The organism is Amycolatopsis sp. NPDC051102 (assembly GCF_040682815.1).
Taxonomy (GTDB): domain Bacteria; phylum Actinomycetota; class Actinomycetes; order Mycobacteriales; family Pseudonocardiaceae; genus Amycolatopsis.
On sequence record NZ_JBFBBT010000004.1, the window covers coordinates 524,090 to 548,339 of the forward strand.

The window sequence follows — 24,250 nt, forward strand, 5'->3', positions numbered from 1 at the left end:
GGCCACCGGGGGAGGAACTGGCCGTGCTGCGGTTGTCGCGTCCTGTCCATCTGGTTCGCTGGGTGAGAGCGGTCGTGCTCGCCCTGAGCATGACTCTCCTCGTCGGCAGTGCCGAAGCCGTCGCGACTGCGCCGGCCGCGCCGAAGCCGATCGATCCGCGCGACGTCGGGTTGCTGTCCTCGGCCGCGCCCGCTCCCGTCGTGCCGCAGGCGCCGTCGAAGGCGGATTTCGCAGCTCAGAGCCGGTTGGACGGCGGGGCGGGAACGCACTTCGATCCGCAACGGTCGACGCCGGTGTCGCGGTCGACGTTCGTCACCGAGTACGCCAACGTCGACGGCACGCATTCGGTGCGGCAGTCGAACCAGCCGTTGAACGTGCAGGACGAGCACGGGCAATGGCAGCCGGTCCAGACCACGCTGGCCACCGACCCGGCGACCAAGCGCGCCGGCGCCGACCACCACCCGCTCAGCCCGTCGCTGGCCACCAAGGCCGACGACGGCGCGGTTCTGCAGGTCGAATCCGGCGGCCACACCGCCGGCCTGGCCCTCGACCGGGCCGCCCCGGCGACCGCCGCGGTGAAGGGTGATTCGGTCACCTACCCGGAAGTCGCCGCGGGCACGGACCTGGACTACGAGGTCACGCCGGGCGCGGTGAAGGAGACGATCAAACTCAAGCGCCTTCCGGCCGACGGCCGCTCCTCGTGGAAGTTCAAGCTCACCACCGGTGACCTGACCCCGAAGCTGGAGAAGAACGGCTCCGTCACCCTGGCCGACAAGGCCGGTGCGGCGAAGATCGTCCTGCCGCCGATCGAGACCTGGGACTCCGCGGGCCACGGCGAGACCGCGCCGGCGATGACCGGCGGCACCTACACCCTCGACAAGGCCGGGACGGACTGGTGGCTGACCGTCGCGGTCGACCCGAACTGGCTGCGCGACCCGAAGCGCGTGTACCCGGTGTTCGTCGACCCGACCTTCACCTACGGCGTCACCGAGTCGCATTCCTACCGCTCCGACGGCACGAACTGCGACGCCTGCGGCCTGCGGATCGGCAACAGCCAGGCCAAGGGTGACACCTACAACCGCAGCGTCTTCCACATGGACTACTCGCCGCTGTTCGGCAAGACCGTGGTCGGCGCGCGGATGGACCTCACCCGCAACACCAGCGTCGTCGGGTCGCTGAAAACGTGGAACGCGAACCTCTACCACGCGTCAGCGTTCAACTACAACGGCGTCGGCGGCTACATGACCAGCGCGCTGGTCGGTGACGTCGGCAGTTTCGTCGGCGAAGGCATGACCGGGTTCATCCGCGACCGCGTCAACGCCCGCGACGGCTCGGTGTTCTTCATGATGATCGGCGCGGAGAACCCGGGTACCTGGACGTACAAGAACCTCAACGCCACCCTCACCGTCGACACGGGTTCCCCGGCCCCGGCCGCGACGTTGGCCGGTCCGGCGGACGGCACGGTGTCGACGTCGCTGACCCCGACGCTGTCGGTCAACCCGGTGACGGACCCGGACGGCGAGCAGGTCAAGTACTGCTTCCGCATCGCCACCGGCGCGGACGCCAAGTCCGGCGTCGTGGTCGAGTCCGGCTGCCTGACCACGCCGACGTGGACGGTCCCGGCGGGGATCCTGCAGGACGGCGTCGCCTACACCTGGCAGGCGATGACCTACAGCGGCACGACCACGATCACCCCGACGTGGATCGGGCACTTCAAGATCGACCAGCGCATCGGCGACCACGGCCCTTCGCCGATCGACGACGCCGGTCCGGTGACGGTGAACCTGGCCAACGGCAACGTGTCGACCGCCGAGCAGACCCCGACGTTCACCACCGTCGGCGGCAACGCCGGACTGTCGTTCACCTACAACTCGCAGCAGGTCGAGAACAAGGGACTCAAGGCGTCCTACTTCGTCGACCTTTCCCACAACGGCATCATCAGCGACGCCCAGCAGCCGGTGCTGGTGCGCACCGAACCGCAGGTCAACGTCGACTGGGGCACCGACTCCCCGTTCGCGCCCGCGCTGCCGGCCGACTGGTTCGTCGCCCGCTGGGAGGGCTTCTTCCAGGCCCCCGTGACCGGGACCTACCAGCTCGCCGGCGTCCACGACGACGGCGCCACCGTGTGGATCAACGGCGGCAAGGTCTACGAGGTCAACACCGCGAGTGACTTGAACTGGACGCAGGCCACCAACGTCTCGCTGACCGCGGGCCAGCGGGTGCCGATCAAGGTCGAGAACGCCGAAGCGACCGGCGCGGCCAAGTTGCGGCTGTTCGTCCGCACCACCGACAACACCACCGTCGCCCCGCAGATCGTCCCCGCCGACTGGCTTTACACCAGCGACCTGCCGGTGCTGCCCCCGGGCTGGACCCTCTCGGCCGACCTCGACGGCGACGGCGCGAGCTACACCGAAGCCAAGGTCACCGACCAGAACGTCGTGCTCACCGACGCCACCGGCGCCAAGCACACCTGGACCAAGAAGAGCACCGGTGGCTACGCCCCGCCGTCGGACGAAGACGGCGTTCTCGCGGTGGACACGGCCGGCAAGGTGACGCTCATCGATGGCGGCCAGTCCTTCGCCTTCCGGTCCGACGGGAAGCTCGAGAGCCAGACCGCCACCACGGATTCGCGGAAGCCGGCGGCTCTCCAGTACGTCTACGACGGCAACCCGTCGCGGTTGCGGGAGATCAAAGACCCGGTTTCGCAGCGGTCCCACGTCCTGCACTACAACCGCTCCGGCGACGACTGCTACGGCGGTGCCGCCCCGCCGCCGGGAGCCGTGAGCCTCCCGCCGTCGCAGATGCTCTGCCGGATCACGTACTGGGACGGCTCCGAGACGAGGCTGTGGTACGTCGGAACCGGCCAGCTGGGCCGGATCGAGGACCCGGGCGCGGAGGTCAGCGACTACGGGTACGACGCGCAGGGGCTGCTTGCCGGAACGCGGGAAAGCCTGGCCAACGACTGGATCGCCGCGGACAGTGCGAACCGCAAGTCGTACGAAGGCGACCTGACCAACTTGATCACCTACGACACCGGCGCCAAGCCGAAGGTGAAAACGGTGGCCTCGTCGGTGCCGGCGATCGGTCAGGTTCGTCCCAGCCGGTCGTACCGGTACGACCCGGCCAACCACCAGACCTTCACGGATGTCGCGGGCATCACGCCGCCAACCGGGTTCTTCTCGAAGGTCACCTACGACGATGCGGATCGCACGCTCTCGGTCACCGACAGCGCCGGCAAGACGTCGGCGCAGGAGTGGAACCAGAAGGATTTGCAACTGTCGGTGACCGATGCCGCCGGACGCAAAACCACCACTGTCTACGACTACGCGGATCGCCCGGTCGACACCTACGGTCCCGCGCCGGCTTCGTGCTTCACCGGGCAACTGCCCACCACCTGCCCCGGCGGCATGGGGCATGCCCACAACGGTTATGACGAGGGTGTCAACGGCCTGTCCGTGGCCTGGTACGACAACGATCAGCTCACCGGCGCGCCGAAGACCTACACCACGGGGTTCGGTACCGCCGACGGGACGCTGGTGAAGAACTGGGGTACCGCAGCACCCGCGGCGGACCTCCCGGCCGACCACTTCGCCCTGCGTGCGACCGGTGACATCGCTTTCCCGGCGGCCGGTGACTACACCTTGCGCCTTCTCGCCGACGACGGAGTCCGGGTCTGGATCGACGACCAGCTGGTCGTCGACGACTGGCGCAACACGACCGCCGCTTGGCGGCAGGGCGTCGTGCACAGCGACAGCGCCGGCCAGGCGAAGCGAATCCGCATCGACTACTACGAATTCGACCAGACCGCGCAGCTGGAACTGCACTGGACCACGCCTTCCGGCACCCAGCAGCCGGTGCCGGGCACCCAGCTGCTTCCCCGCTACGGGTTGAAGACGTCGACCAGTTCGGCGGAATCGGACGGTGTCCAGGACAAGAGCGGTGCCACCAAGTACGGCGAAAACGGTCTCGACCCCGTCTACGGCTTGGCGAGTTCCAGCCGCGCGAATCCCAGCGGGCTCAACCTGTCGGGCGGAGCTTCCTACGAGTCACCCGGCACCGGCTACCTCCGCAAGGTCGGCAAAACCATGCCGACCGGCGCGAAGACGACCTACACGTACTACGGCGACACCGAAACCCGCGTCAATCCCTGCCAGCCGGGAACGCCCGCGGTCAACCAAGGCGGTATGCCGAAACTGACGACGGCGCCCGCACCTGCGTCCGGACCGGCCCGGGTCGACGAACAGGTCTACGACGCGTCAGGACGTGTCGTCGCGGAGGCGACCGGCGGTCCCTGGACCTGCACCGAGTACGACGCGCGCGACCGGCCGCTGAGGGAAACCGTTCCGGCCAGCCAGGACGCGCCCGCCCGCACCGTCAGCCACGACTACGCGGTGGGGGGTGACCCCCTGACGACCTCGGTTTCCGACGACAAGGGCGTCATCACGACGACGACGGACTTCCTCGGCCGGGTGACCGGGTACACCGACGTGAACGGCGTCCGCACCACGACGGTCTACGACCAAGCGGGCCGGGTCGGCTCGTCCACGGTCACCCCACCGAACGCGGCTGACAGCGCGCACACCATCACGCCGACCTACGACGACGCGGGACGGGTGGCCACCCAGAAACTCGACGGTCAGGTGCTCGCCACCACGAGTTACGACGCCGCCGGAGAGCTCGCGACGGTCACGTACGGCAACGGGAGCGCCCTGGCGTCCATCACCAAGGACAACGGTGCCCGGGTGCTGAGCCTGGGCTGGAAGACCGGAGACGGCCGGGACGTGCTGTCCCAGGTCGGCCGAACCGCCGGCGGCACCATCATCGACGAGTCGCTCGCGGGGACCGACGCCCGGCCCAACGCGCCGAACTACGTCTACGACGGAGTCGGGCGGCTGACCGAGGCGTACGTCACCGGTCACCACTACACCTACGACTACACGGCGGCGGCGTCCGCCACCTGTCCGGCGGGAACGCAGGCGAACGCCGGGCTGAACACCAACCGCATGCGGCTGGTGGACCAGACCGCCGGCGGCACGGCGGAAACGCGCTACTGCTATGACGCCGCCGACAGGCTGATCGCCACCGAAGGTGCCACCGCCCTCGGCTCGTTCGGCTACGACGCAGACGGCAACACGACGGGCTGGAAAGCCGCGGACGGCAGCACGACGTCTCTGACTTGGGATGGCTCCGACCGCAACATCGGTGTGAAGACCGTCGGCCCGACCGCCGCTCTCAACGCCGACATCAGCTACGTCCGGGACGCGACGAGCCGCATCACCCGCCGCGATCCGCATGACTGCGACAACAACACCGTCGTCCGCTACGGCTACACGGGCGACGGCGACACCGCTGATCTGACCATGAACGCCGACGGCAGGCTCACCAGCTTGTCCCTCACCCTTCCGGGTGGCGTCCTGTACGTCAGCAAGGTCGGCTCCGACGGAGCGTTCACCCCGACCTACGACCACCCTTCCGTCCGCGGCGACCTGGTCTTGACGACGGACGCTGCCGGCCGGCAGGCCGGTGGCCTGCGCGCCTTCGCCCCCTACGGTCAGCCGCTCGATGCGGCCGGCGCCGTCGACCCGCAGAGCGGGCCCGACAACTCGCCGGGTGCGATGGATTACGGCTGGCTCGGCCAGTACCAGCGGCCCTACGAACACACGGGGGCGCTGTCGCTGGTCCAGATGGGAGCACGCCCCTACAGCCCCCTGCTCGGGCGCTTCCTGTCCGTCGACCCGGTCGACGGCGGATCCGCCAACGACTACGACTACGTCGTCGGCGATCCGATCAATGCGCAGGACTTCGACGGAAAGATGTGGGGCTGGCTCAAGGCGGCCGTCAGCGTCGTCACCAAGGTCGCCGAAGTCGCCTCCTTCATCCCCGGTCCGATCGGAGCCGTCGCCAGTGCCGTGGCGTCGGCCGGCAACTTCGCGCAGGGGAACGTCGCGGCCGGTATTTCCTACGCGCTGGGGGCGGTGACGTGGGGTGTGACGAGGTATACCCGGCTGGTCGGCAATATCGTCGCCAAGACGCGGACGATGGGTTTCATGAGCCGGAGGTTCGGTTCGAGTTCGGCCATGCCGAACTGGATCCGCGGCGCCTACAAGGGTGCCGGGCATTCCGGAACGTGGAACAAGAGGACGGCCAAGGTCTTCAGGATAGGCTGGAGCGTGGGGAAGCACCCCAAGAACTCGACGTTCCGGGTCGGCTTGCCGTTCCTCAGCAAGCGGTTCCGGCACTACCACATCATGAAGGGGCCCAGGCGTTACTGACCCATGGCATGGACTGATCTCGATCCCGCCGGACAAACCCGCGAGTGGGTGACGTCCCTGGGAGCCGCCGTCAAGGCGCGGCTCCCAGGGACCTACCGGGTCACCTCGCAGCCGGTGGCTTCCGATGGCATGCAGGAGATCCTCACCGTCTCCTACGCGGACCGGAGAGCCTGCCGAGCGGAGATCATCGTCGAATCGTCCCTGGGAACCATGCGGGTCGGCGGCGCCGAGGTGCTGTACGAGTTCGACGGAACGCCTGCCGAACTCGAAAGCAGGCTTTCGTCCGTCGAAGAGCACGGCGCCGCGGGAGCCGAACCCGTCCTCGACGAGGTCGCGCTCGTCCACCACACTCTGGCTTCGCTGCAGGTCGGTTACTCGTACTTGAGGATTCCGCTTTACGAAAGGCTCACCATTCCCGCGTACCGCGGAACCGCGGCGCTGGACTGGGGGACCTACGACTTCGGCTGGCCTCCGGTGGTGTACAGGCGGTTCAAGCCGGCCTGAGCAATGAAATCCGCGCCCGTGCGGGAGACCCGGGTCAGCGTGGATCGCGGTCGAAAGCCGTGCGTTCGACGCGTCGGTTCCGGGGCCTCGGCAGGGCGCGATTCAGCCACGCGTCCGGCGCCGGTGTCCCGAGATCGTCGGCGAACTCGCGCACGATTTCCCACAAGCCCGTCTTCGTCCCGCCCGGGTAGGCGCAATGGGTGCCGATCCGGGTGCGCGGCCGGCCATGCTGCGGGGCCGGTCGCCTGTCCGTCGGAGATGAAGCACACCACCGGTCTGCGGGCCACGCAGGCCGCCGCGGCCAGTGCGTCCACGTCGTGCTGGATACGGCGCCGCGGTGATGGCCGTGGTCGAGTCCGTCGAGGAGCTGATCCGGCACGGACTGCCGAAGCTGAGCCTGACCCGGGCCTTGCCGCAGTGGGCGCTGATCGCCCTGCTGGTGGTGTGGCTGGCGTCGTTCGGCTCGCTGGATTCGAAGCACTGAGGTCGCGGGAAACGAATGTGCCGCAACCGGAAGGCGTCGCCGCCGTGAGCAGATCGCGGGACGCATCGGGTGTCGTGCGCGCACGAATGGCGGCAGACAGTTCCCCGTCACGGTGTTAGAACGGTAGTCATGCCGCATCGAACCGTTCGGTACTCAGTGGTCGCCGGCACGATTGTGCTGCTGACCGGCGGCGGGGTCGCCCCCGCGCACGCCATCAGCGGTCTGATCCAGAACTTCGCGGCCACTGCGACCACGCTGAGCGCGGTGAACCAGCTGTCGAACTTCCCGCTCGGTCCCATCATCCCGCTGCCGGTCTCGATTTCGCGGCTGGTCGGCGGCTCCGAGCAGGTGGTGGCCAGTGGCGTGGGCTTCGTGCAGTACCAGTGCGACGGCGCTGCGATCAACACCTACACCGCCGTCGGCAAAGAACTCACCGTTCCCTGCGGCTGACTCCGCACGCCGGCTGCCGGGGCGAGCCGCCGATATTCGGTGGCGGTCCTGAACGGCGCGCGGTTGAGTCGGTCCCCATGGTGCCCTTGCACGGTACGTGCGAAGACCGGTTCGAGGCAGTACGTGGTGCGCTGGCCGAGTCCCTCGCCAAGGACGACGTCGGTGCGTCGGTTGCCGTCTACTTGCATGGGCGGCCCGTTGTCGATCTCTGGGGCGGGTTCGTCGATGCCGGCCGGAGTGTGCCGTGGGGACGGGACACCATCACCAACGTCTGGTCCACCACCAAGACGATGATCGCCTTGTGTGCGCTCGTGCTCGCCGATCGGGGTGGGCTCGACCTCGATGCGCCCGTGGCTCGGTATTGGCCGGAGTTCTCCGCCGGGGATGTTCTCGTGCGGCACGTTCTCTCGCACACCTCGGGGCTGCCGACCTGGGACACGCCCGTCAGCACCGATGATCTGCGTGATGCGGCCAAGGTCGCCGCACTGCTGGCCGCGCAGACGCCGCGGTGGGTACCCGGTGAGGTGGCCTGTTACCACGCTCTCACGCAGGGGTACCTGCTCGGCGAGGTCGTCCGGCGCGTCACCGGGAAGACCGTCGGTGCCTTCTTCGCCGCCGAGGTGGCCGGGCCGCTGGCCGCCGACTTCCACATCGGGCTGCCCGCCGCGCACGATCAGCGGTTCGCGCCCGTCTTCGGTCCGCCTGGTGGGCTGACCGTGCCGGCGTCGACCGAGCTCTTCGAAATCGTGCCCAATCCGGCGATCGTGCCCGACGACACGAACGCCGTGAGCTGGCGGCGGGCCGAGATCCCTTCGGGGGCCGGCTACGGCAACGCCCGGTCGGTCGCGGCCGTGCAGTCCGTCCTCACCTCCGGTGGTGGGGGGCTGCTGTCGCGCGCCGGGTGCGAGCGGGCGCTGGAGGAGCAGTACCATGGGCTCGACTACGCCCTCGGCGTCCCGATGCGGTACGGCCTCGGCTACGGCGTCAGCGGCCGGACGTGCTTCTGGGGCGGCATGGGCGGTTCGCTGGTGTTCAACGACTTCGACGCCGGCCTGACCGTCGCCTACGTGATGAACCAGATGCTCGACGCCGTCGTCGGCGACGGGCGGGGCATGACCATGGTGGCCGCGGCCTACGACGGCCTGGGTTAGCGATCCGGGACGGGGTTGTTCTCCCGCCGGCCGCCGCCGGCGGTGACCAGCTCCGCGTAGCGGCGGATCGTCTTGATCGGCATGCCCGTGGCGCGCAGCTTGGTGCAGATCTTGATCCAGTCGAGGTCCAGCTTGCGGTAGCGGCGGCGGCCGCCCGTCGTGCGGTCGACCTGCGTCACCACCAGGCCCGCGCGTTCGTAGTAGCGCAGCGTGTGCGCGGGCTTGACTTCGAGCACGCTCCAAATCCTAGTGTCGAAGGCATGATCGCTCCGACCACCAGCCGCCCGGGCCTCGTGCTCGCGATCTGCTGCGCCAGCATCGTCGTCGTGGTGATGGACATCTCCATCGTCACCGTCGCGCTGCCCGCGATCCGCCGCGACCTGGGCGCTTCCGTTTCCGGTCTGCAGTGGACCGTCGACGCCTACACGCTCGTGCTGGCCGCCTTCCTGGTCCTCGCCGGGTCGGCCGCCGACCGGTTCGGCCGCAGGCGCGTCTTCCAGCGCGGGCTCGCCCTCTTCGGCGCCGGGTCGCTGCTGTGCAGTCTCGCGCCGAGCATCGGCTGGCTGGTCGCGGCCCGCGCGCTGCAGGCCGCCGGCGGCACCATGCTCAACCCGGTCGCGATGGCCATCGTCGCCACCACCTTCCCCGTCCCGGCCGAGCGCGCCCGCGCCATCGGCGTGTTCGGCTCGATGTCCGGCCTGGCGCTCGCGCTCGGCCCGATCCTCGGCGGCGCGCTCGTCGACGGCTTCGGGTGGCGCGCGGTCTTCTGGGTCAACGTCCCGATCGTCGTCGCCGCGCTGATCGCCACCGCGGTGTTCGTGCCCGAGTCGCGGGCGCCGCGGGCCCGCCGCTTCGACCCGGTCGGGCAGGTCCTCGTGCTGCTGGTGCTCGGCAGCCTCGTGTTCGGGCTCATCGAGGCGCGCTCGCTGGGCTGGACGTCGCCGTGGATCCTCGGCCTGTTCGCCCTCGCCGCGCTCGGCGTGCCGGTACTCCTGCGCTACGAACCGCGCCGCGCCGATCCGCTGCTCGAACTGCGCCTGTTCCGCAGCGTGTCCTTCAGCGGGGCGATCGTGATGGCGGTGCTGGCGATGTGCGGGTTCGGGATCTTTCTGTTCGTCGCCACCCAGTACCTGCAGGAGGTGCGCGGCCTGACGGCGCTGCGGGCGGGGCTGTGCCTGCTGCCCGTCGGGCTGCTCGTCCTTGTGCTGGCCCCGCGGACCGGGCGGCTGGTCGGCACGCGGGGGCCGCGGTGGCCGCTGGTCGTCGCCGGAGTGGCATTGGCGGCGGGCGGCGCCGCGGCGGCGTGGCTCGGCCCGGCGACGCCGCTGCCCGTGGTGCTCGCCACCTTCCTGCTGTTCGGCGTCTTCCTCGGCACGGTGAACCCGCCGATCACGAACACCGCCGTCTCCGGGATGCCGGGCTCGATGGCCGGCGTCGCGGCCTCGCTCGCGTCTTCCGGCCGGCAGACCGGCACCACCCTGGGCGTCGCGCTGGCCGGCTCGGCGAACGGCCTGTGGTGGCTGGTCGCCGCGCTCGGCGTGGGCCTGCTCGCCCTGGCGCTGCTCAGCACCGGCCGCCGGGCGGCCGCGACGGCCCGGCGCGCGGCGGCGCTGTTCGACGAGCTCAGCCTCCCGCGACCGACGGGATGATCTGCACCTCGGCGTCCTCGCGCAGCACCGCCGCGGGGCCGCCGAGGTGGCGGCACTCCTCGCCGTCGACGTAGAAGTTGACGTACCGGCGCAGCCCCGCCTGTTCGTCGCGCAGCCGCCGCTCCAGCGCCGGGTACCGCTCGGCGAGCGCGTCGAGCAGGCCGCCCAGCGTGGCCGGTCCGGCGACCTCGACGGCCAGCCGGGACTCGCCGCCGGCCTTCTCCCGTAGCGTGCCGGGCAGCAGCACGGTGATCCGCACGGGTCACACCCTCGCGGCGCGGACGCTCAGCACGTCGGGCAGGTGCGCCGCGACGAGCTGCCAGGTGTCGCCGTCGTCGCGGCTGGCGTAGACGTCGCCGGTCCGCGAGCCGAAGTACACCCCGGCCGGTTCGGCGTCGTCGGTGCACATCGCGTCCCGCATGACCCCGGCCCAGTACCCGTCCGGCAGGCCGGGGCCCACCGCCTCCCACGACTTCCCGGCGTCCTCGCTGCGGTACACCCGGCAGCGGCCCTCCGGCGGGAACCGCATGGCGTCGGCGACCAGCGGGAACGTGTAGATCACCTCGGGCCGGTGCGGGTGCACGACCATCGGGAAGCCGAAGTCGCTGGGCAGCCCCTCGGCGATGGACTGCCAGCTCGCGCCGGCGTCGTCGCTGCGGTAGACGCCGTGGTGGACCTGCGCGAACAGGCGGTCGGGCGCGTCGGCGTGCCGGGCGACCTTGTGCACGCACTGGCCGTATTCCGGGTACGGGTCGGGCACGTGGACCGCCTTGATGCCGGTGTTGCTGGCCTGCCACGATTCGCCGCCGTCGTCGGTGCGGTAGACCCCGCCGGTGGACATGGCCACGGTGACGCGGGCGGGATCGGTGGGGTGCGGCAGCACGGTGTGGATGGCCTTGCCGCCGCCCCCGGGTGTCCAGTGTTCGCGGTGCGGGTGATCCCACAGGCCGCGGACGAGCTCGTAGGTGCGACCGCCGTCGGTGGAGCGGAACAGCGCGGACGGCTCGGTGCCGGCGTAGACGACGTCCGGCTCGCTCGCCGGGCCCGGCACGAGCTGCCACGCTCTGGCCAGTGACTCGCCGGTGTCCGGCGGGAACGCGATCGGGGCGTGGTCGGGTTCGGCCCAGGTCGCGCCCAGGTCGTCGCTGGTGGCGACGCTCGGCCCGAAGTGCTCGCTGGTGACCCCGGCCAGCAGCCGCGGGGTGGCGCGGCGCGTGTCGATGCCGACCGCGTACACCTCCGTCATCGGGTGGTGCGGGCCGGTCACCTCCCACGACGCCCGGTCGTCCGTGCTGGTCGCCAGCCACAGACCCTTGCGCGTGCCGATCGCGAGCAGGACGGACATCGGACATCCTCTCCGTGGTGATGCAGGTCACAGGTACTCTGCCGGAAAAGTCGACCCAGGGAAATGTCGAACGCCGGGCGCGGCCGTTCGACGCGAGGGATGAAGGCCGGTCCCCGCGTCCGGGAACGCACCGGACCCCGGCCGAAGCACACCAGGGAGTACGCCATGCGGTTTCTCATGATGCACCGGGTCGACGAGCACGACCCGCGGTCGTGGAACCCGAGCCAGGAGTTCATCGCGAAGATGGGCGGGTTCATCCAGGAGGCGGCGGAGAAGGGCATCCTGATCACGGCGGAGGGCGTCCACCCGACCGAGAAGGGCTCATTGGTCCGCAAGCCCCGCGGCGCGGCGATCCGGGTGACCGACGGGCCCTTCGCCGAGGCCAAGGAGGTCATCGGCGGGTTCGCGCTGATCAACGCGGCGGACCGGGCCGAGGCCGTCGAGTTCGCCAAGCGGTACGTCGAGCTGTTCGACCAGGAGATCGAGGTGGAGATCCGCCAGGTCGTCGAGTTCGAGGACCTGCCGACCCAGGACTGACGGCGTCCGGTGGCGCTAGGCTGGCCGGAACGACTCTGGGGGGTTGGCAGATGTTCCTGGTCACCGGCGCCACCGGCAATGCCGGCGGGGAAGTGGTGGCGGCACTGGCGGCGGCGGGGGCCCCGGTGCGGGCGCTGGTCCGCCGGCCGGACGTGCCGTTGCCGGGCGGGGTCGAGGCCGCCGTGGGCGACCTCAACGTTCCCGACGGCCTCACGGACGCGCTCAAGGGCGTCGAAGGCGTTTTCCTGTTGCCGGGCTACGAAGACATGCCGGGCATGCTGGCGAAGGCGCGCGAAGCCGGGGTACGCCGGATCGTGCTGCTGTCCGGCGGATCGGCGGCGCTGGAAGACATGGACAACGCGGTCTCCCGCTACATGACGCTGGCCGAGCGCGCGGTGCGGGAGTCCGGTCTGGACTGGACGTTCCTGCGCCCGCGCGCGTTCATGTCGAACGCCCTGCGCTGGCTGCCGCAGCTGCGGTCGGGCGACACCGTGCGCGTCCAGTTCCCGGACGTCCCGGCCGCGTCGATAGACCCGGCCGACATCGCGGCGGTGGCGGCTATCGCCCTGGCCGGCGGGCACGAAGGGCGGATCCACGAGCTGACCGGCCCGGTGGCGCTGCGCCCCGCGGAGCAGGTCGAGGTGCTGGCTTCGGTGCTGGGCCGGGACATCCGGTTCGTGGGGCTGTCGGACGACGAGACGCGCGCGGAGCTCGAGGCGAGCATGCCGCAGGCGTACGTCGACGCGTTCTGGAACTTCTACGCCGAGGGGACGCTGGACGAGGCCACGGTGCACCCGACGGTGGCCGAGGTGACCGGGCGGCCGGCCCGGACGTTCGAGGAGTGGGCCGAGGCGCACGCGGACGCCTTCCGGTGACGCGGTGAAGCGCCGCCGCTGGCTGGGTGCTGCGGTCAGCCTGGTCGCGCTCCTCGGGGCGGCGGGCCACCTGATCTGGCCCGGCTTGAAGATCGACGCCATCACGGTGCTGCTGCTCGTCGTGGCCCTGGTGCCCTGGCTCGGTGATCTGCTGGAGAGCATCGAGCTGCCGGGCGGCTGGAAGGTCAAGTACCGCGACCTCCAGCAGCGCCAGGACGCGCTCGAGCGCACGACCGCGGACGCGAGCAGCACCGCCCAGGCGGCGCTGGGCGCCGCGCGGGGCGAGGACCTGCCGCCGACGATGGAGACGGTCCGGCTCTTCGCGCAGGAGTACCGGCGGCTGCGCAAGACACCCCGGCAGCTGGCGCGCACCGCGGAGCTGGACCAGCTGTTCGGCACGATGGTGACCGTGCTCCCGCGTGTGCCGGGCTTCGACCCGGTGCAGGCTCTCGGTGACGACGACGGCGGAATGCGCCTCGCCGGGTACGCCGCGCTGTACGGCCGGCCGGATCCCGCGTTGCTCGAGGAGACCGTGCGGGCGCTCGGCCGGGAGCCCACCGCCTTCATCCAGTACTGGGCGATCCGGACGGTGGCCGCGATGCTCGAACGCGCGGACCCGGCCGCCGTGCCCGACGAGGTCTACGACGTCCTGGAGGAGCTGTACGGCCGGCTTCCGCAGGGCACTTCCCGGCGGGAGCAGCTCGGCCGGCTCCTCGACGCGCGCCGCTACGGCTGACCCGGACGCCGCCGTCCGGTGGACGGCCGTTGTGCTCGCCGGGCTGCCCGGGCCAAGGTGGTTCCGGCCGACGGCGGGGGGAGTGCGGACTTGAGTGGAGAACGCCGGTCGTGGCCCGACCTGTCCGCCGTGCTCGCCGTCGTGCTCGCGGTGCCCGTCGTCGCCAGCAGCCTGCTCGTGCTCGGCCTCGCGGGGAAGCTCGCCTGGCCCGGGTACTTCTGGGTGGTTCCGCTCGGCTGGGTGCTGGCCGGCGGGGTCACCTTCGTGCCCGCCTTCGAACACTTCTTGCTGCCGCTGACCTTCGGCATGCGTCGGCCGACCGCGCGGGAGCTCGCGCGGCTCACCCCCGGCTGGCAGGCCGTCTGCGTCGCGGCCGGAGTGGACGGTGACCGCTACCGGTTGTGGGTCGACCGGTCGCCCGCGCTCAACGCCTTCGCTGCCGGCGGCCGGACGGTCGCCGTCACACGGACCGCGCTGGAGCTGCCGCCGCCGAGCCTGGAGGCGATCCTCGCCCACGAGCTCGGCCACCACCTGGCCGGGCACACCCGGATTTCGCTGTACGTCTGGTGGCTGGAGCTGCCGGCCCGGCTCCTGACCCGCCTGGTCCGGCTGCTCGCGCTGGCCGTCCCGTACGCCGGGCGCGCGTTCGCCGCCTTCGGGCGATCGGTGGCCGTCCTCGTCACCGTGCTGCTGACCCTGGGCATCCTCACCGCGCTCGCTTTCCTCGACCCGTGGCTCCTGCTGGCGCCCCTGCTCGGCCCGGTGCTCGCCTGGTCGAAACGGCTCGGCGAATACCGGGCCGACCTGGTCGCGGCCCGGCTGGGCTACGGGCCGGAGCTGATCACGCTGTTCCGCGAGTGGATCCGGGCGGGCGGTGGCGACGAGCGGCGGATGTGGGCGCGGCTGCTGGCCGGGCACCCGGCCCACGTCGACCGGATCAAGCGGTTGAAGGACCGCGGCTACCGGGCCTGAGGGATTTTTCTGCGAAGGTGTGTCCAAGGGGCCCGCCGCCGTTCGTAGTGGTGGCGTACGGCAACCGAGCCACCGGAGGATCCCGTGAAGTACCTGATGCTGATCAACGCCAGCCTGAACGCCGAGGGGGAGGCCATCGGCGGCTGCACGCCCGAAGGCTGGCAGCTGTTCTACAAGGAGATCCAGGAGGCGGGCGTCTACTGCTACGGCAGCCCGCTGGCCGACTTCACCACGGCCACCACGGTCCGGGTCGACGACCGCGGCGAGCGTGTCGTCACCGACGGCCCGTTCGCCGAAAGCCGCGAGGTCCTCGGCGGGTACTTCGTCGTCGACGTGCCGGACCTCGACGTCGCGCTCGACTGGGCGGCGCGCTGCCCGGGGTCCCGGGACGGCGGCTCGATCGTGGTGCGGCCGCTCGCGGACTTCGTGGGCTGACGACGTGACGGGGCGGGCTGAAGATTCGGTCGAGGCAGTGTTCCGGGAGGAGCGCGGGCTGTTGCTCGCCGCGCTCGTCCGGCGGTTCGGCGATCTCGACCTCGCCGAAGAGGTGACGTCGGAGGCGATCGAAGCCGCGCTGGTGCGCTGGCCCGCCGAGGGGGTGCCGCCGAAGCCGGGCGCCTGGCTGATGACCACGGCCCGGCGCAAGGCGGTCGACCGGCTGCGCCGCGACCAGGCCTACGCGGCCCGGCTCGCGGTGCTGCAGGTCGAGGCCGACGCCCCGCCCGCCGCCGGCGGCTTGCCCGACGAGCGGCTCCAGCTGTTCTTCACGTGCGCGCACCCGGCGCTGCCGGCCGAGGACCGCACGGCACTGACGTTGCGCTGCCTGGCCGGGCTGACCACCCCGGAGGTGGCGCGGGCGTTCCTGGTGCCGAGCGCGACGATGGGGAAGCGGATCGTGCGCGCGAAGAACCGGATCCGCACGCTGCGCATCCCGTTCCGGGTGCCGGACGCGGACGAGCTGCCCGGCCGGCTGCCGGGCGTGCTCCAGGTCGTCTACTCGATCTTCACCGAGGGGTACGCGGCGAGTTCGGGTCCGTCCCTGCAGCGCCTCGACCTGGCGGAGGAGGCGATCCGCCTGGCGCGCATCCTGCGCCGGCTGCTGCCGGGCGAGCGCGAAGTGGCGGGCCTGCTGGCACTGATGCTGCTGATCCACGCCCGCCGCGAAGCCCGCACGAGCCCCGACGGCGCCCTGGTGCTGCTCGACGACCAGGACCGCACCCGCTGGGACCGCGCGATGATCGAAGAGGGAGCGGACCTGGTGGTCGCGGCCCTGACGGGCGGCCCGCCGGGCCTGTACGGAGTCCAGGCGGCGATCGCGGCCCTGCACGACGAGGCCCCGGACGTGGCGGGCACGGACTGGCCGCAGATCGTGGCGTTGTACGACGTCCTGCGCGGCCTGGCACCATCCCCGGTGGTGGAGCTGAACCGGGCGGTGGCGGTGGCCATGCGCGACGGCCCGGCGGCGGGTCTGTCCCTTTTGGACACCCTGGCGGACGAGCCCCGGCTGCGCGGCTACGGCCCGTTCTCGGCGGCCCGGGGCGATCTGCTCAGCCGGCTCGGCCGGAGCGCGGAAGCGGCGGCCGCGTACCGCGAAGCACTGGAGCTGGCGGGAACCGAGCCGGAGCGGGCCCACCTGCGCGGGCGGCTGGCGGCGGTGAGCGAAGAGCAGTGACGGCCGGGACGGCGCGCGCCTGCCTCCGTCTCTCCCCGCCTGTGCCGCCGCCTCCGTCCGGCCGCCGCTCACCCGAAACTGTCGGTGGCCCCCGGTAAGCTGGACACCGGGGGCCGGAGGCCTACGCAGCCCGCAGCGCAGCCACCGCCGGCGCGAACATGGTCGCCTTGATCGCGCCCAGCGTCCCGCGGTCCTTACCCGCCAGCGCCTCCGCCCGTTCGCGGGCCACCTTCACCACGTCTCCCTCGCCCGCGACCGCGTCCACCAGCCCGATCTCCGCCGCTTCCGAACCCCCGAACCGCCGTCCGGTCGTCATCGACGCCACGGCCGCCGACGGCGTCAGCTTCCCCTGGATCAGCGCCGCCATCCCGGGCGTGAACGGGATGTTGATGTCCGCCTCCGGGAAACAGAAGTAGCCCCGGTCCGCGCGCATCACGCGGAAGTCGTGCGCCATCGCCAGCATCGCGCCCGCGCCGAAGGCGTGGCCGTTGATCGCCGCCACCGTCGGGACCGGCAACGTCAGCACCCGCGCGAACAGGTCCTGCACCTGGGCGACGTACGCCGGCGCCTGGTCGCCGTGGGCCGTCAGCCATTCGAGGTCGAGGCCGTTCGAGTAGAACTTGCCGCCGCCGGTGGTCACCAGGGCGCCCTCCACACCGTCCAAAAAGGAATGGACGCGCTGGAGCCAGTCCGGCGAGAAGCGGTTCTCGTCGTCGCCGAGGTCGAGCACGGAAACGGTCACGGTCGGTCCTTTTCTCGAGGGGGCACGGTCAGCACGGCCCGCACGGCGGCGGCCAGCCTCGCCCGCACCAGGGGATCGGTGATGTCACGCCGGAAGAATGCGGTCGGCAGGTCCACGACGCACGTGGTGATCACGTCGACGGCCAGGCCGTCCCCGCGGTCCCACAGCTGCCGGGCGAGCCGCACCAGCAGCGCGACCAGGCGTTTGTCCACCGCGTGCAGGGCGTCCGCCAGCTCGTCGGGCAGTTCCGGCCCGAACAGCCGGTCGCCCCGCACCTCGAGCAGCATCCGTGCCCCGTCGGGCCGGACCGCCGCGAAGGCGGCGGGCGCATCGGCCGCCGCGACGACCGCCTCCACCGGCGAAGCGGCCTGGTCGACGAGCGACGTCTGCAGGTCGAGGAACGCCGTCGCCGCGCGTAACCAGACCCGCGCCAGCAGCGCGCTGAGCGACCCGAAGGCGTGGTAGATCGTTCCGTTCGGGACGCCCGCGGCCGCCGCCAAGCCACGCACCGTCACCTCCGAGGAGGACGCGGCGAGCCGTTCGGCGACGTCGAGCAGCGCGTCGAGGTCGTGGACGCGGGGGCGGGGCATGCCGCGACCGTAACAGAGCACGTGCTCCAAAACCAGCGCGGTAAGCTGCCGCCGTGGAGATCTGGATCAACCCGGCGTGCTCGAAGTGCCGGTCGGCGGTGTCGATGCTGGACGACGCGGGCGCGGAGTACACCGTGCGCCGCTATCTCGAGGACCCGCCGACGGCGGCGGAGCTCGAAGCCGTCCTGAAGCGCCTCGGCCTCGAGCCGTGGGACATCGCGCGCACCGCCGAGCCGGTCGCGAAGGACCTCGGTCTCAAGACGTGGGGCCGCACGCCGGACGACCGGTCCCGCTGGATCGACGCCCTGGCCGAGCACCCGAAGCTGATCCAGCGCCCGATCATCACGGCCGACGACGGCACGGCGGTCGTGGCCCGCGACCCCGAAACGGTGCGGTCGGTCCTTTAGGGAATCGCGTCGGTCTTCGCGAGCAGCGGGACGTCCAGGGGCACGGTCTCCGGGTACTTGATCCCGGTGCCGGTGTTGAGCACGACGACGTCTTCGTCGCCCCCGAGCCACCCTGACTCGCGAAGGTGCCGCAACGCGGCGAAGCACGCACTGCCCTCGGGGCAGACGAAGGTGCCCTCGCGTGCGGCCAGTTCCCGTTGCGCCGCAAGCAGTTCCTCGTCGGTGACGGCGATCGCCGTGCCTCCGGTCGCGTAGACGGCGTCGAGCACGAGGAAGTCGCCGAGTGCCTTGGGCACGGTGATGCCGAAGGCGACCGTCCGCGCGTCCGGGACCGGCTCGCTTTCCCGCGCCCCGCGCTCGAACGCCGTGACGATCGGCGCGCACCCGGTCGCCTGCACCGCCACCAGCCGCGGCAGCGGGCCGGAAACCCAGCCCAGCTCGCGCATTTCCAGCAGGGCCTTGTAGATCCCGATGATGCCGACACCGCCGCCGGTGGGGTAAAGGATGACGTCGGGCAGCCGCCAGCCGAACTGCTCGGCGATCTCGTACCCCATCGTCTTCTTGCCCTCGATGCGGTACGGCTCTTTCAGCGTCGAAACGTCCTGCACGCCCGGACGATGCGGAACCGCCGCAGCGACGAGCTTGCCCGCGTCGCCGATGAGACCGTCCACCCGGTACAGCTCGGCGCCGGCGGCGACGCACTCGCGCATCGTGATCGGCGGGGCGTCGTCCGGCATCGCGATCAGGCTCGACAGCCCCGCGCGCGCCGCGTACAACGCCCACGCCGCGCCCGCGTTGCCGTTCGTCGGCATCGCGATCCCGCGGACGCCGAGCTCAGCCGCGCGCGAGACGCCGACCGCGGCCCCGCGCGCCTTGAACGTGCCTGTCGGAACCAGCCCTTCGTCCTTCATCCACAGGCGTCCCAGCCCCAGCTCGCGGCCGTAGCGCGGCAGCCGCAGCAACGGCGTCATGCCTTCGCCGAGGCTGACGACGTGCTCGGGCGAACGCACCGGCAGCACCTCGTGGTAGCGCCACAGCGTCGGCTCGCGCCCGGCGATCTCCTTCGGCGTCACGGCCTCGCGGACGCCGCCGAGGTCGTACCGCGCGAGCAGCGGCGCGCCCGCGGGGGAGAGCCCCTGAACCACGTCGGCGTCCGCGGAATCGCCGGTCCGGGCGCACTCGAGGTGGCTGAGGAAGGAATACGGCACAACGCCGATCCTAGGTCCTAAAGTGAGGGCATGGACGCGCTGCGGGTGTGCCTGTACGTCTTCGCCGGGGTGACCGTCGGCACCTGGCTGGTGTCCGTGCTGACCAGGGAGTACTCCTGGGTCGACCGGATCTGGTCGATCGTGCCGGTGGCCTACGTGGGGATCTTCGCCGGGGCGGCTGGCTTCGCCGACGCGCGGCTCGACGTGATGTTCGCGCTGGTCGCGTTGTGGGGGATCCGGCTGACCTTCAACTTCGCCCGGAAGGGTGGTTACGCGCCCGGCGGCGAGGACTACCGGTGGGCGGTGCTGCGCGAGCGGATGGCGCCGTGGCAGTTCCAGCTGTTCAACTTCTTCTTCATCTCGCTGTACCAGAACGTGATCCTGCTGCTGATCACGCTGCCGGCGCTGACCGCGCTGGAGCACCCCGGCGGCTTCGGGGCCGCGGACGTCGTCGTCGCGCTGATCTTCGCCGCCTTCCTCGCCGGGGAGACGGTCGCCGATCAGCAGCAGTGGGAGTTCCACCGCGAGAAGCACGCGGGACGGGCGCCGTCGCGGTTCCTGCAGACGGGGCTGTTCCGCTACTCGCGGCACCCGAACTTCTTCTTCGAGCAGGCGCAGTGGTGGGCGATCGCGGCGTTCGGCGTCGTCGCGGGCGGTCTGCAGTGGACGGTCGTGGGCGCGGTCCTGCTCACCCTCCTGTTCGTCGGCTCGACGCGGTTCACCGAGAGCATCACGAAGTCGCGCTACCCGGAGTACGCCGACTACCAGCGGCGGACGTCGGCGGTGGTCCCGTGGCCGGTCCGCGGGTGACGGTCGTCGCCGCGCTGCAGATCGCGACGGGCGTCCCGATCGAGCGGATCCTGGCGTTCGAGGCCGAGATCCGCGGCAAGTCGCTGGTGGTGCTGCCGGAGGCGGTACTCGGCGGCTACCCGGGCCGGACGCCGTTCGTCGAGTACTTCCACGCGGCGGTGCCGGTGCCGGGCCCGGAGACAACGGCGCTGGCCGCCCTGGCGTCCCGGACCGGCGCGTCGCTGGTGGTGGGCGTCATCGAACGCGACGGCTCGACCCTGTACAGCACGGCGGTGTTCCTCGACCCGGACCTCGGGCTGGTCGGCAAGCACCGCAAGCTGGTGCCGACCGCGCGGGAACGCCTGTTCTGGGGCCGTGGCGACGGCTCGACGCTGCCGGCGATCCCGACGGCGGCAGGCCTGGTGGGCGCGGCGATCTGCTGGGAGAACCACATGCCCCTGCTGCGCGCGGCGATGTACGCGAAGGGCGTGGAAATCTGGTGCGCCCCGACGGCGGACGATCGCGACGTCTGGCAGGCGTCGATGCGCCACATCGCCGACGAAGGCCGCTGTTTCGTGGTTTCGGCGTGTCCGTACGAGACGGGAGGCGACGACCCGTTCCGCGGCGGCAGCGTGATCGTCGGCCCGACGGGTGACGTCCTGGCCGGCCCGCTGCGCGACGGCGAAGGGCTGATCACGGCGGAAATCGACCTCGACGACATCGTGTCGGCGCGCAAGAGCCTCGACGTGTCGGGGCACTACGCGCGCCCGGACGTCTTCGCGCTGACGGTGGACGAGCGGCCGCGGGACGGCGTCACCTTCCTGCGGTGACGCCGTCCCGCGCGGGCTCAGACCGCCGCGCGGCCGCCGTCCACCGGCAGGATCGCGCCCTGGACGAAGCTCGATCCGCCCGTCACCAGGAACGTGATCGCCGCCGCCATCTCCTCCGGGGCCGCCACGCGGCCGGCCGGGCCGGCCGCCGCCAGCTCGTCCAGGCCGTCGCCGAAGGCCGCCGTTCCTTCGGTGCGGGTCGGGCCCGGGCTGATCGCGTTGACCCGGACGCCCGACGGCCCGAACTCCGCCGCCCACGCCTTCGTCATCAGCTCCACCGCCGCCTTCGACGCGCCGTAAACCGCCATGCCCGCCATGCCGCGCAGGGCCACCATCGTCGACACGTTCACGATCGCGCCGCGACCGCGCGCCGCCATCTCCGGCGCCAGTGCGGCGACGAGGAAGAACGGCACCTTCACGTTCGTCGCGAACACCGCGTCGAAGTCCGCCTCCGGGAAGTCCGCGGTCGGCCCGGTCGGGAAGATGCCGGCGTTGTTGACCAGCACGTCGATCGGCCCGCCCACCTCCCGCGCCCGGTCGGCGAGGGACCGCGCCGACGCGGCGTCGGTCAGCTCCGCCGCCACGAAGTCGGCCTTGCCGCCGGCCGCGCGGATGGTCTCGACGACCTCGGCGCCGCGGCCGGCGTCCCGGCCGGACAGCACCACGTGGGCGCCCAGCCCGGCCAGGGCCACCGCCGTCGCGCGGCCGATGCCGCTCGTCCCGCCGGTCACCAGTGCCGTCGACCCGGACAGTTCTGCACTCATCGTTCAGCTCCTTCGAAATCCGCTTTCGAAGAGTGCAAGCGTCCGCACCGGGACAGGACTTCCGGCGAAGGGTTCGGCCCTCCTTATACCCCCGATCCGTTCCGCCGATGGTCTTCCAGCGCCGCGACGAACTCCGCGACGTCCCGCCGCCGCGACGTCGCCGGCCACACGGCCCAGGTCCGCCGGACGATCGGGTTCCCGGCCAGCGGCACCCACCGCACGGTGTCCGGCAGGGGGTACGGCCACTCCGGCGGGGCGAACGCGTACGCCCCGCCCGCGCTGACCGCCGGGATCTTGAGCTCGACGATCAGCCGCTGCTCCTCCGGCACCTCCGGGCCGACGTCGAGGCCGTGGCTGCGCAGGATCGCCGCCAGCTCGTCGTACCAGGCCGGGCTGCCCGCGCGCGCGAAGGCGAACCACTCCAGCCCGGCCAGGTCCTCCAGCCGGACCGGCGAGCCGAGCTTCTCCGCCAGGTCCGCGGCCAGCAGGACACCCACGTCCTCGGTCACCACGAGCACCGCGTCCAGGTCGGGCCCGGCCGGGCGCTCGCGGACCAGCCCGACGTCCAGCTCGCCGGCCCGCAGTGCGGCCACCTGCGCCACCGACGACAGGTGCCGCGCCTGCACCCGCGTGTCCGGCAGCCGCGCGAGCGCCGACGGCAGCAGCTCCGGCGGCAGTTCCAGGGGGACGCCGACGCGCAGCACGCCGCCGCCGGTCGTGGTGTGCCGGGCCATCGCCGCGAGGGCCTGGTCGTGCCGGGCCAGCACCGCCCGTGCCTCGCCGAGCAGCGTCGTCCCCGCATCGGTGACCTGCACCCCGGTGCTCGTGCGCACCAGCAGCGTGACGCCGAGCCGCCGTTCCAGCGCGGTGATCGTCTGGGACAGGGCCGGCTGGCTCACGTGCAGCTGGCGCGCCGCCTTCGACATCGCGCCGGCTTCGACGACCGCGACGAACGCCCGCAGCTCACGCAGTTCCATCAGCGGCTCCACCGGATCGGCAGCGACTTGAGGCCGTTCTGGAAGTTCGACCGCAGCCGCACGGGCTCCCCGGCGAGCTCCACCCGGCCGGGCAGGTCGAGCACCGCGTCGAACATGGCTCGCATCTGGACCCGCGCGAGGTGCGCGCCGAGGCAGAAGTGCGGGCCGTGGCCGAAGGCCAGGTGGTCGTTCGGGGTCCGGCCGATGTCGAAGTTGTCCGGGGCGGGGAACACCGACGGATCCCGGTTGGCCGACGAGAACCAGACCACCACCTTGTCACCGGCCGCAATGTCCACATCGGACAATCGGACGTCGGAAACCGCGGTGCGCCGGAAGTGCATGACCGGCGTCCACCACCTCAACATCTCTTCGACCGCCGACGGCAGCAGGGATCGGTCGTCCAGCAGCCGGCGGTATTCCGCGGGGTGGGAGAGCAGCGCGAGCAGCCCGCCGGGCAGGCCGTTGCGCAGGGTCTCGTTGCCCGCCACGGAAAACAGCCAGAAGAGGTTCTCGAACTCGGCGAGCGAGACGCGCCCGCCGTCGTCGCCGACGTGCTGCATGAGGTTGCTCATCACGTCGTCGCCCGGGTGCTCCCGTTTGTACTCGCCCAGAGCGTTCGCGTACGCGTAGAGATCCGGCATGCCCGCGCGCGTGCGCGGATCCGGCATCGACCCGTCCGGCCCCGGCGACGGCCGGACGGCGAGCGCGCCCCGGGCGAGCTCGCTGACCTCGGACACGGAAACCGTCGAGCTCACCGCGTATTCGGCGTCCTGGTAGCCGATCACGCGGTTGCTCCAGTCGTACATCAGCCGCCGGTCCTGGTCCGGCACGCCGAACACCCCGGCCAGGGCGCGCAGCGGCAGGTCGGCAGCCACCTGCGCGAAGTCGCATTCCCCGCGGCCGGCTACCGCCGCGACGAGTTCCCGCGCCCAGCTCTCGATCTGCGACGTCAGCTTCGCGACGGCCCGCGGGGTGAACGCCTTCGTGAGCAACCCGCGCAACCGGCCGTGTTCCGGCGGGTCCATGTTCAGCATCATCCGGCGCACGTACGCGAGGTCCGCCGCGTCGCGGATCTGCGTCCCGCCGAGCTGCGAGGAGAACACTCCCGGGTCGCGCAGCACCCGCCGCACCTCGGCGTGGCCGAGCACGGCCCAGAAGTCGTCGACGCGCACCACCGGGCCGGCGCGCCGCAGCCGCGCCAGTTCGTCGTACGGGACCCCTCGCACGTAGGTGTCCGGATCGGTGATCGTCACGGGCCCGACCCTAGCCGCGACCACCGACAATTTGGGAGGCTGC

At 71.5% G+C, this 24,250-nt stretch carries 24 protein-coding genes; 15 read left to right on the forward strand and 9 right to left on the reverse strand.

What is annotated here, in order from left to right:
- Window positions 1-62: 62 nt before the first annotated feature.
- From AB0M93_RS16895 to AB0M93_RS16915, 5 genes are all read left to right on the forward strand, one after another.
- Complete coding sequence (locus tag AB0M93_RS16895; protein WP_364274164.1) at window positions 63-6,272, forward strand: PA14 domain-containing protein; 6,210 nt, start codon at window positions 63-65, stop codon at window positions 6,270-6,272.
- Window positions 6,273-6,320: 48 nt separating this feature from the next.
- A complete protein-coding gene (locus AB0M93_RS16900) occupies window positions 6,321-6,776 on the forward strand; it encodes a hypothetical protein (RefSeq protein WP_364274167.1) in 456 nt (151 codons plus the stop codon).
- 346 nt (window positions 6,777-7,122) lie between these two features.
- Window positions 7,123-7,260 carry a hypothetical protein gene (locus AB0M93_RS16905; RefSeq protein WP_364274170.1) on the forward strand — a complete coding sequence of 46 codons (138 nt, stop codon included), beginning with the start codon at window positions 7,123-7,125 and terminating at the stop codon, window positions 7,258-7,260.
- Window positions 7,261-7,416: 156 nt separating this feature from the next.
- Window positions 7,417-7,710 (forward strand): hypothetical protein, encoded by a 294-nt coding sequence (locus AB0M93_RS16910; RefSeq protein WP_364274173.1) that lies wholly within the window; start codon window positions 7,417-7,419, stop codon window positions 7,708-7,710.
- A gap of 77 nt (window positions 7,711-7,787) precedes the next feature.
- Window positions 7,788-8,861: a serine hydrolase domain-containing protein gene (locus tag AB0M93_RS16915; protein WP_364274176.1), complete on the forward strand. Its 1,074-nt coding sequence runs from the start codon at window positions 7,788-7,790 to the stop codon at window positions 8,859-8,861.
- Here the strand turns inward: AB0M93_RS16915 and AB0M93_RS16920 are convergent.
- Window positions 8,858-9,097 (reverse strand): MerR family transcriptional regulator, encoded by a 240-nt coding sequence (locus tag AB0M93_RS16920; protein ID WP_364274179.1) that lies wholly within the window; start codon window positions 9,095-9,097, stop codon window positions 8,858-8,860. The genes AB0M93_RS16915 and AB0M93_RS16920 overlap by 4 nt on opposite strands.
- Before the next feature lie 24 nt (window positions 9,098-9,121).
- Between AB0M93_RS16920 and AB0M93_RS16925 the strand changes: the two genes are divergently transcribed.
- Window positions 9,122-10,510, forward strand: a complete 1,389-nt coding sequence (locus AB0M93_RS16925) for an MFS transporter (RefSeq protein WP_364274182.1) — start codon at window positions 9,122-9,124, stop codon at window positions 10,508-10,510.
- On the opposite strand, the gene AB0M93_RS16930 is transcribed toward AB0M93_RS16925, so the two are convergent.
- Together AB0M93_RS16930 and AB0M93_RS16935 are read right to left on the reverse strand one after the other, a co-directional pair.
- Window positions 10,485-10,769, reverse strand: coding sequence for a ubiquitin-like small modifier protein 1 (locus AB0M93_RS16930; RefSeq protein ID WP_364274185.1), 285 nt, complete (start codon window positions 10,767-10,769; stop codon window positions 10,485-10,487). The two genes, AB0M93_RS16925 and AB0M93_RS16930, sit on opposite strands and share 26 nt — an antisense overlap.
- 3 nt (window positions 10,770-10,772) lie before the next feature.
- Window positions 10,773-11,855, reverse strand: coding sequence for an exo-alpha-sialidase (locus AB0M93_RS16935; protein WP_364274188.1), 1,083 nt, complete (start codon window positions 11,853-11,855; stop codon window positions 10,773-10,775).
- A 165-nt stretch (window positions 11,856-12,020) separates the two neighbouring features.
- On the opposite strand from AB0M93_RS16935, the gene AB0M93_RS16940 reads away from it, so the two are divergent.
- The 6 genes from AB0M93_RS16940 to AB0M93_RS16965 all read left to right on the forward strand — a co-directional run bounded on the left by AB0M93_RS16940 (window position 12,021) and on the right by AB0M93_RS16965 (window position 16,647).
- Window positions 12,021-12,392 carry a YciI family protein gene (locus AB0M93_RS16940; RefSeq protein ID WP_364274191.1) on the forward strand — a complete coding sequence of 124 codons (372 nt, stop codon included), beginning with the start codon at window positions 12,021-12,023 and terminating at the stop codon, window positions 12,390-12,392.
- 50 nt (window positions 12,393-12,442) lie between these two features.
- Entirely contained in the window at window positions 12,443-13,267 is an 825-nt protein-coding gene (locus AB0M93_RS16945) for an NAD(P)H-binding protein (protein WP_364274194.1), read from the forward strand.
- A 4-nt stretch (window positions 13,268-13,271) separates the two neighbouring features.
- Entirely contained in the window at window positions 13,272-14,003 is a 732-nt protein-coding gene (locus AB0M93_RS16950; protein ID WP_364274197.1) for a hypothetical protein, read from the forward strand.
- 90 nt (window positions 14,004-14,093) lie between these two features.
- A complete protein-coding gene (locus AB0M93_RS16955; protein WP_364274200.1) occupies window positions 14,094-14,975 on the forward strand; it encodes a M48 family metalloprotease in 882 nt (293 codons plus the stop codon).
- A gap of 84 nt (window positions 14,976-15,059) precedes the next feature.
- Entirely contained in the window at window positions 15,060-15,410 is a 351-nt protein-coding gene (locus tag AB0M93_RS16960) for a YciI family protein (protein ID WP_364274203.1), read from the forward strand.
- Between the two features lie 4 nt (window positions 15,411-15,414).
- The gene (locus AB0M93_RS16965) at window positions 15,415-16,647 is read left to right on the forward strand and encodes a DUF6596 domain-containing protein (protein WP_364274205.1); all 1,233 of its coding nucleotides are present in this window, start codon (window positions 15,415-15,417) and stop codon (window positions 16,645-16,647) included.
- A 121-nt stretch (window positions 16,648-16,768) separates the two neighbouring features.
- Here the strand turns inward: AB0M93_RS16965 and AB0M93_RS16970 are convergent, their stop codons facing one another.
- Both AB0M93_RS16970 and AB0M93_RS16975 read right to left on the reverse strand, forming a co-directional pair.
- Entirely contained in the window at window positions 16,769-17,389 is a 621-nt protein-coding gene (locus AB0M93_RS16970) for an enoyl-CoA hydratase/isomerase family protein (RefSeq protein WP_364274208.1), read from the reverse strand.
- Window positions 17,386-17,979: a helix-turn-helix domain-containing protein gene (locus AB0M93_RS16975; protein WP_364274211.1), complete on the reverse strand. Its 594-nt coding sequence runs from the start codon at window positions 17,977-17,979 to the stop codon at window positions 17,386-17,388. The genes AB0M93_RS16970 and AB0M93_RS16975 overlap by 4 nt, the downstream gene beginning before the upstream one ends.
- A 53-nt stretch (window positions 17,980-18,032) precedes the next feature.
- On the opposite strand from AB0M93_RS16975, the gene AB0M93_RS16980 reads away from it, so the two are divergent.
- The gene (locus tag AB0M93_RS16980) at window positions 18,033-18,386 is read left to right on the forward strand and encodes an arsenate reductase family protein (RefSeq protein WP_364274214.1); all 354 of its coding nucleotides are present in this window, start codon (window positions 18,033-18,035) and stop codon (window positions 18,384-18,386) included.
- On the opposite strand, the gene AB0M93_RS16985 is transcribed toward AB0M93_RS16980, so the two are convergent.
- Window positions 18,383-19,594 carry a threonine synthase gene (locus AB0M93_RS16985; protein WP_364274217.1) on the reverse strand — a complete coding sequence of 404 codons (1,212 nt, stop codon included), beginning with the start codon at window positions 19,592-19,594 and terminating at the stop codon, window positions 18,383-18,385. The genes AB0M93_RS16980 and AB0M93_RS16985 overlap by 4 nt on opposite strands.
- A gap of 30 nt (window positions 19,595-19,624) precedes the next feature.
- Between AB0M93_RS16985 and AB0M93_RS16990 the strand changes: the two genes are divergently transcribed.
- Window positions 19,625-20,404, forward strand: a complete 780-nt coding sequence (locus AB0M93_RS16990; protein WP_364274220.1) for a DUF1295 domain-containing protein — start codon at window positions 19,625-19,627, stop codon at window positions 20,402-20,404.
- Window positions 20,386-21,213: a carbon-nitrogen hydrolase family protein gene (locus AB0M93_RS16995; protein WP_364274223.1), complete on the forward strand. Its 828-nt coding sequence runs from the start codon at window positions 20,386-20,388 to the stop codon at window positions 21,211-21,213. The genes AB0M93_RS16990 and AB0M93_RS16995 overlap by 19 nt, the downstream gene beginning before the upstream one ends.
- Window positions 21,214-21,230: 17 nt before the next feature.
- On the opposite strand, the gene AB0M93_RS17000 is transcribed toward AB0M93_RS16995, so the two are convergent.
- The 3 genes from AB0M93_RS17000 to AB0M93_RS17010 all read right to left on the reverse strand — a co-directional run bounded on the left by AB0M93_RS17000 (window position 21,231) and on the right by AB0M93_RS17010 (window position 24,207).
- Window positions 21,231-21,977 carry an SDR family oxidoreductase gene (locus AB0M93_RS17000; RefSeq protein WP_364274226.1) on the reverse strand — a complete coding sequence of 249 codons (747 nt, stop codon included), beginning with the start codon at window positions 21,975-21,977 and terminating at the stop codon, window positions 21,231-21,233.
- 83 nt (window positions 21,978-22,060) lie between these two features.
- Complete coding sequence (locus tag AB0M93_RS17005) at window positions 22,061-22,954, reverse strand: LysR family transcriptional regulator (RefSeq protein WP_364274229.1); 894 nt, start codon at window positions 22,952-22,954, stop codon at window positions 22,061-22,063.
- Complete coding sequence (locus AB0M93_RS17010) at window positions 22,954-24,207, reverse strand: cytochrome P450 (RefSeq protein WP_364274232.1); 1,254 nt, start codon at window positions 24,205-24,207, stop codon at window positions 22,954-22,956. Before AB0M93_RS17010 ends, AB0M93_RS17005 begins: the two co-directional genes overlap by 1 nt.
- Window positions 24,208-24,250: the final 43 nt, after the last annotated feature.

Bases quoted from the DNA above. Each gene is read 5' to 3' on its own strand.
- AB0M93_RS16940 (WP_364274191.1), top strand. From the start codon at position 12,021: ATGCGGTTTCTCATGATGCACCGGGTCGACGAGCACGACCCGCGGTCG.
- AB0M93_RS17000 (WP_364274226.1), bottom strand. From the start codon at position 21,977: ATGAGTGCAGAACTGTCCGGGTCGACGGCACTGGTGACCGGCGGGACG.
- AB0M93_RS17005 (WP_364274229.1), bottom strand. From the start codon at position 22,954: ATGGAACTGCGTGAGCTGCGGGCGTTCGTCGCGGTCGTCGAAGCCGGC.
- AB0M93_RS16925 (WP_364274182.1), top strand. From the start codon at position 9,122: ATGATCGCTCCGACCACCAGCCGCCCGGGCCTCGTGCTCGCGATCTGC.
- AB0M93_RS16975 (WP_364274211.1), bottom strand. From the start codon at position 17,979: ATGCCCCGCCCCCGCGTCCACGACCTCGACGCGCTGCTCGACGTCGCC.
- AB0M93_RS16915 (WP_364274176.1), top strand. From the start codon at position 7,788: ATGGTGCCCTTGCACGGTACGTGCGAAGACCGGTTCGAGGCAGTACGT.
- AB0M93_RS16935 (WP_364274188.1), bottom strand. From the start codon at position 11,855: ATGTCCGTCCTGCTCGCGATCGGCACGCGCAAGGGTCTGTGGCTGGCG.
- AB0M93_RS16990 (WP_364274220.1), top strand. From the start codon at position 19,625: ATGGACGCGCTGCGGGTGTGCCTGTACGTCTTCGCCGGGGTGACCGTC.
- AB0M93_RS16945 (WP_364274194.1), top strand. From the start codon at position 12,443: ATGTTCCTGGTCACCGGCGCCACCGGCAATGCCGGCGGGGAAGTGGTG.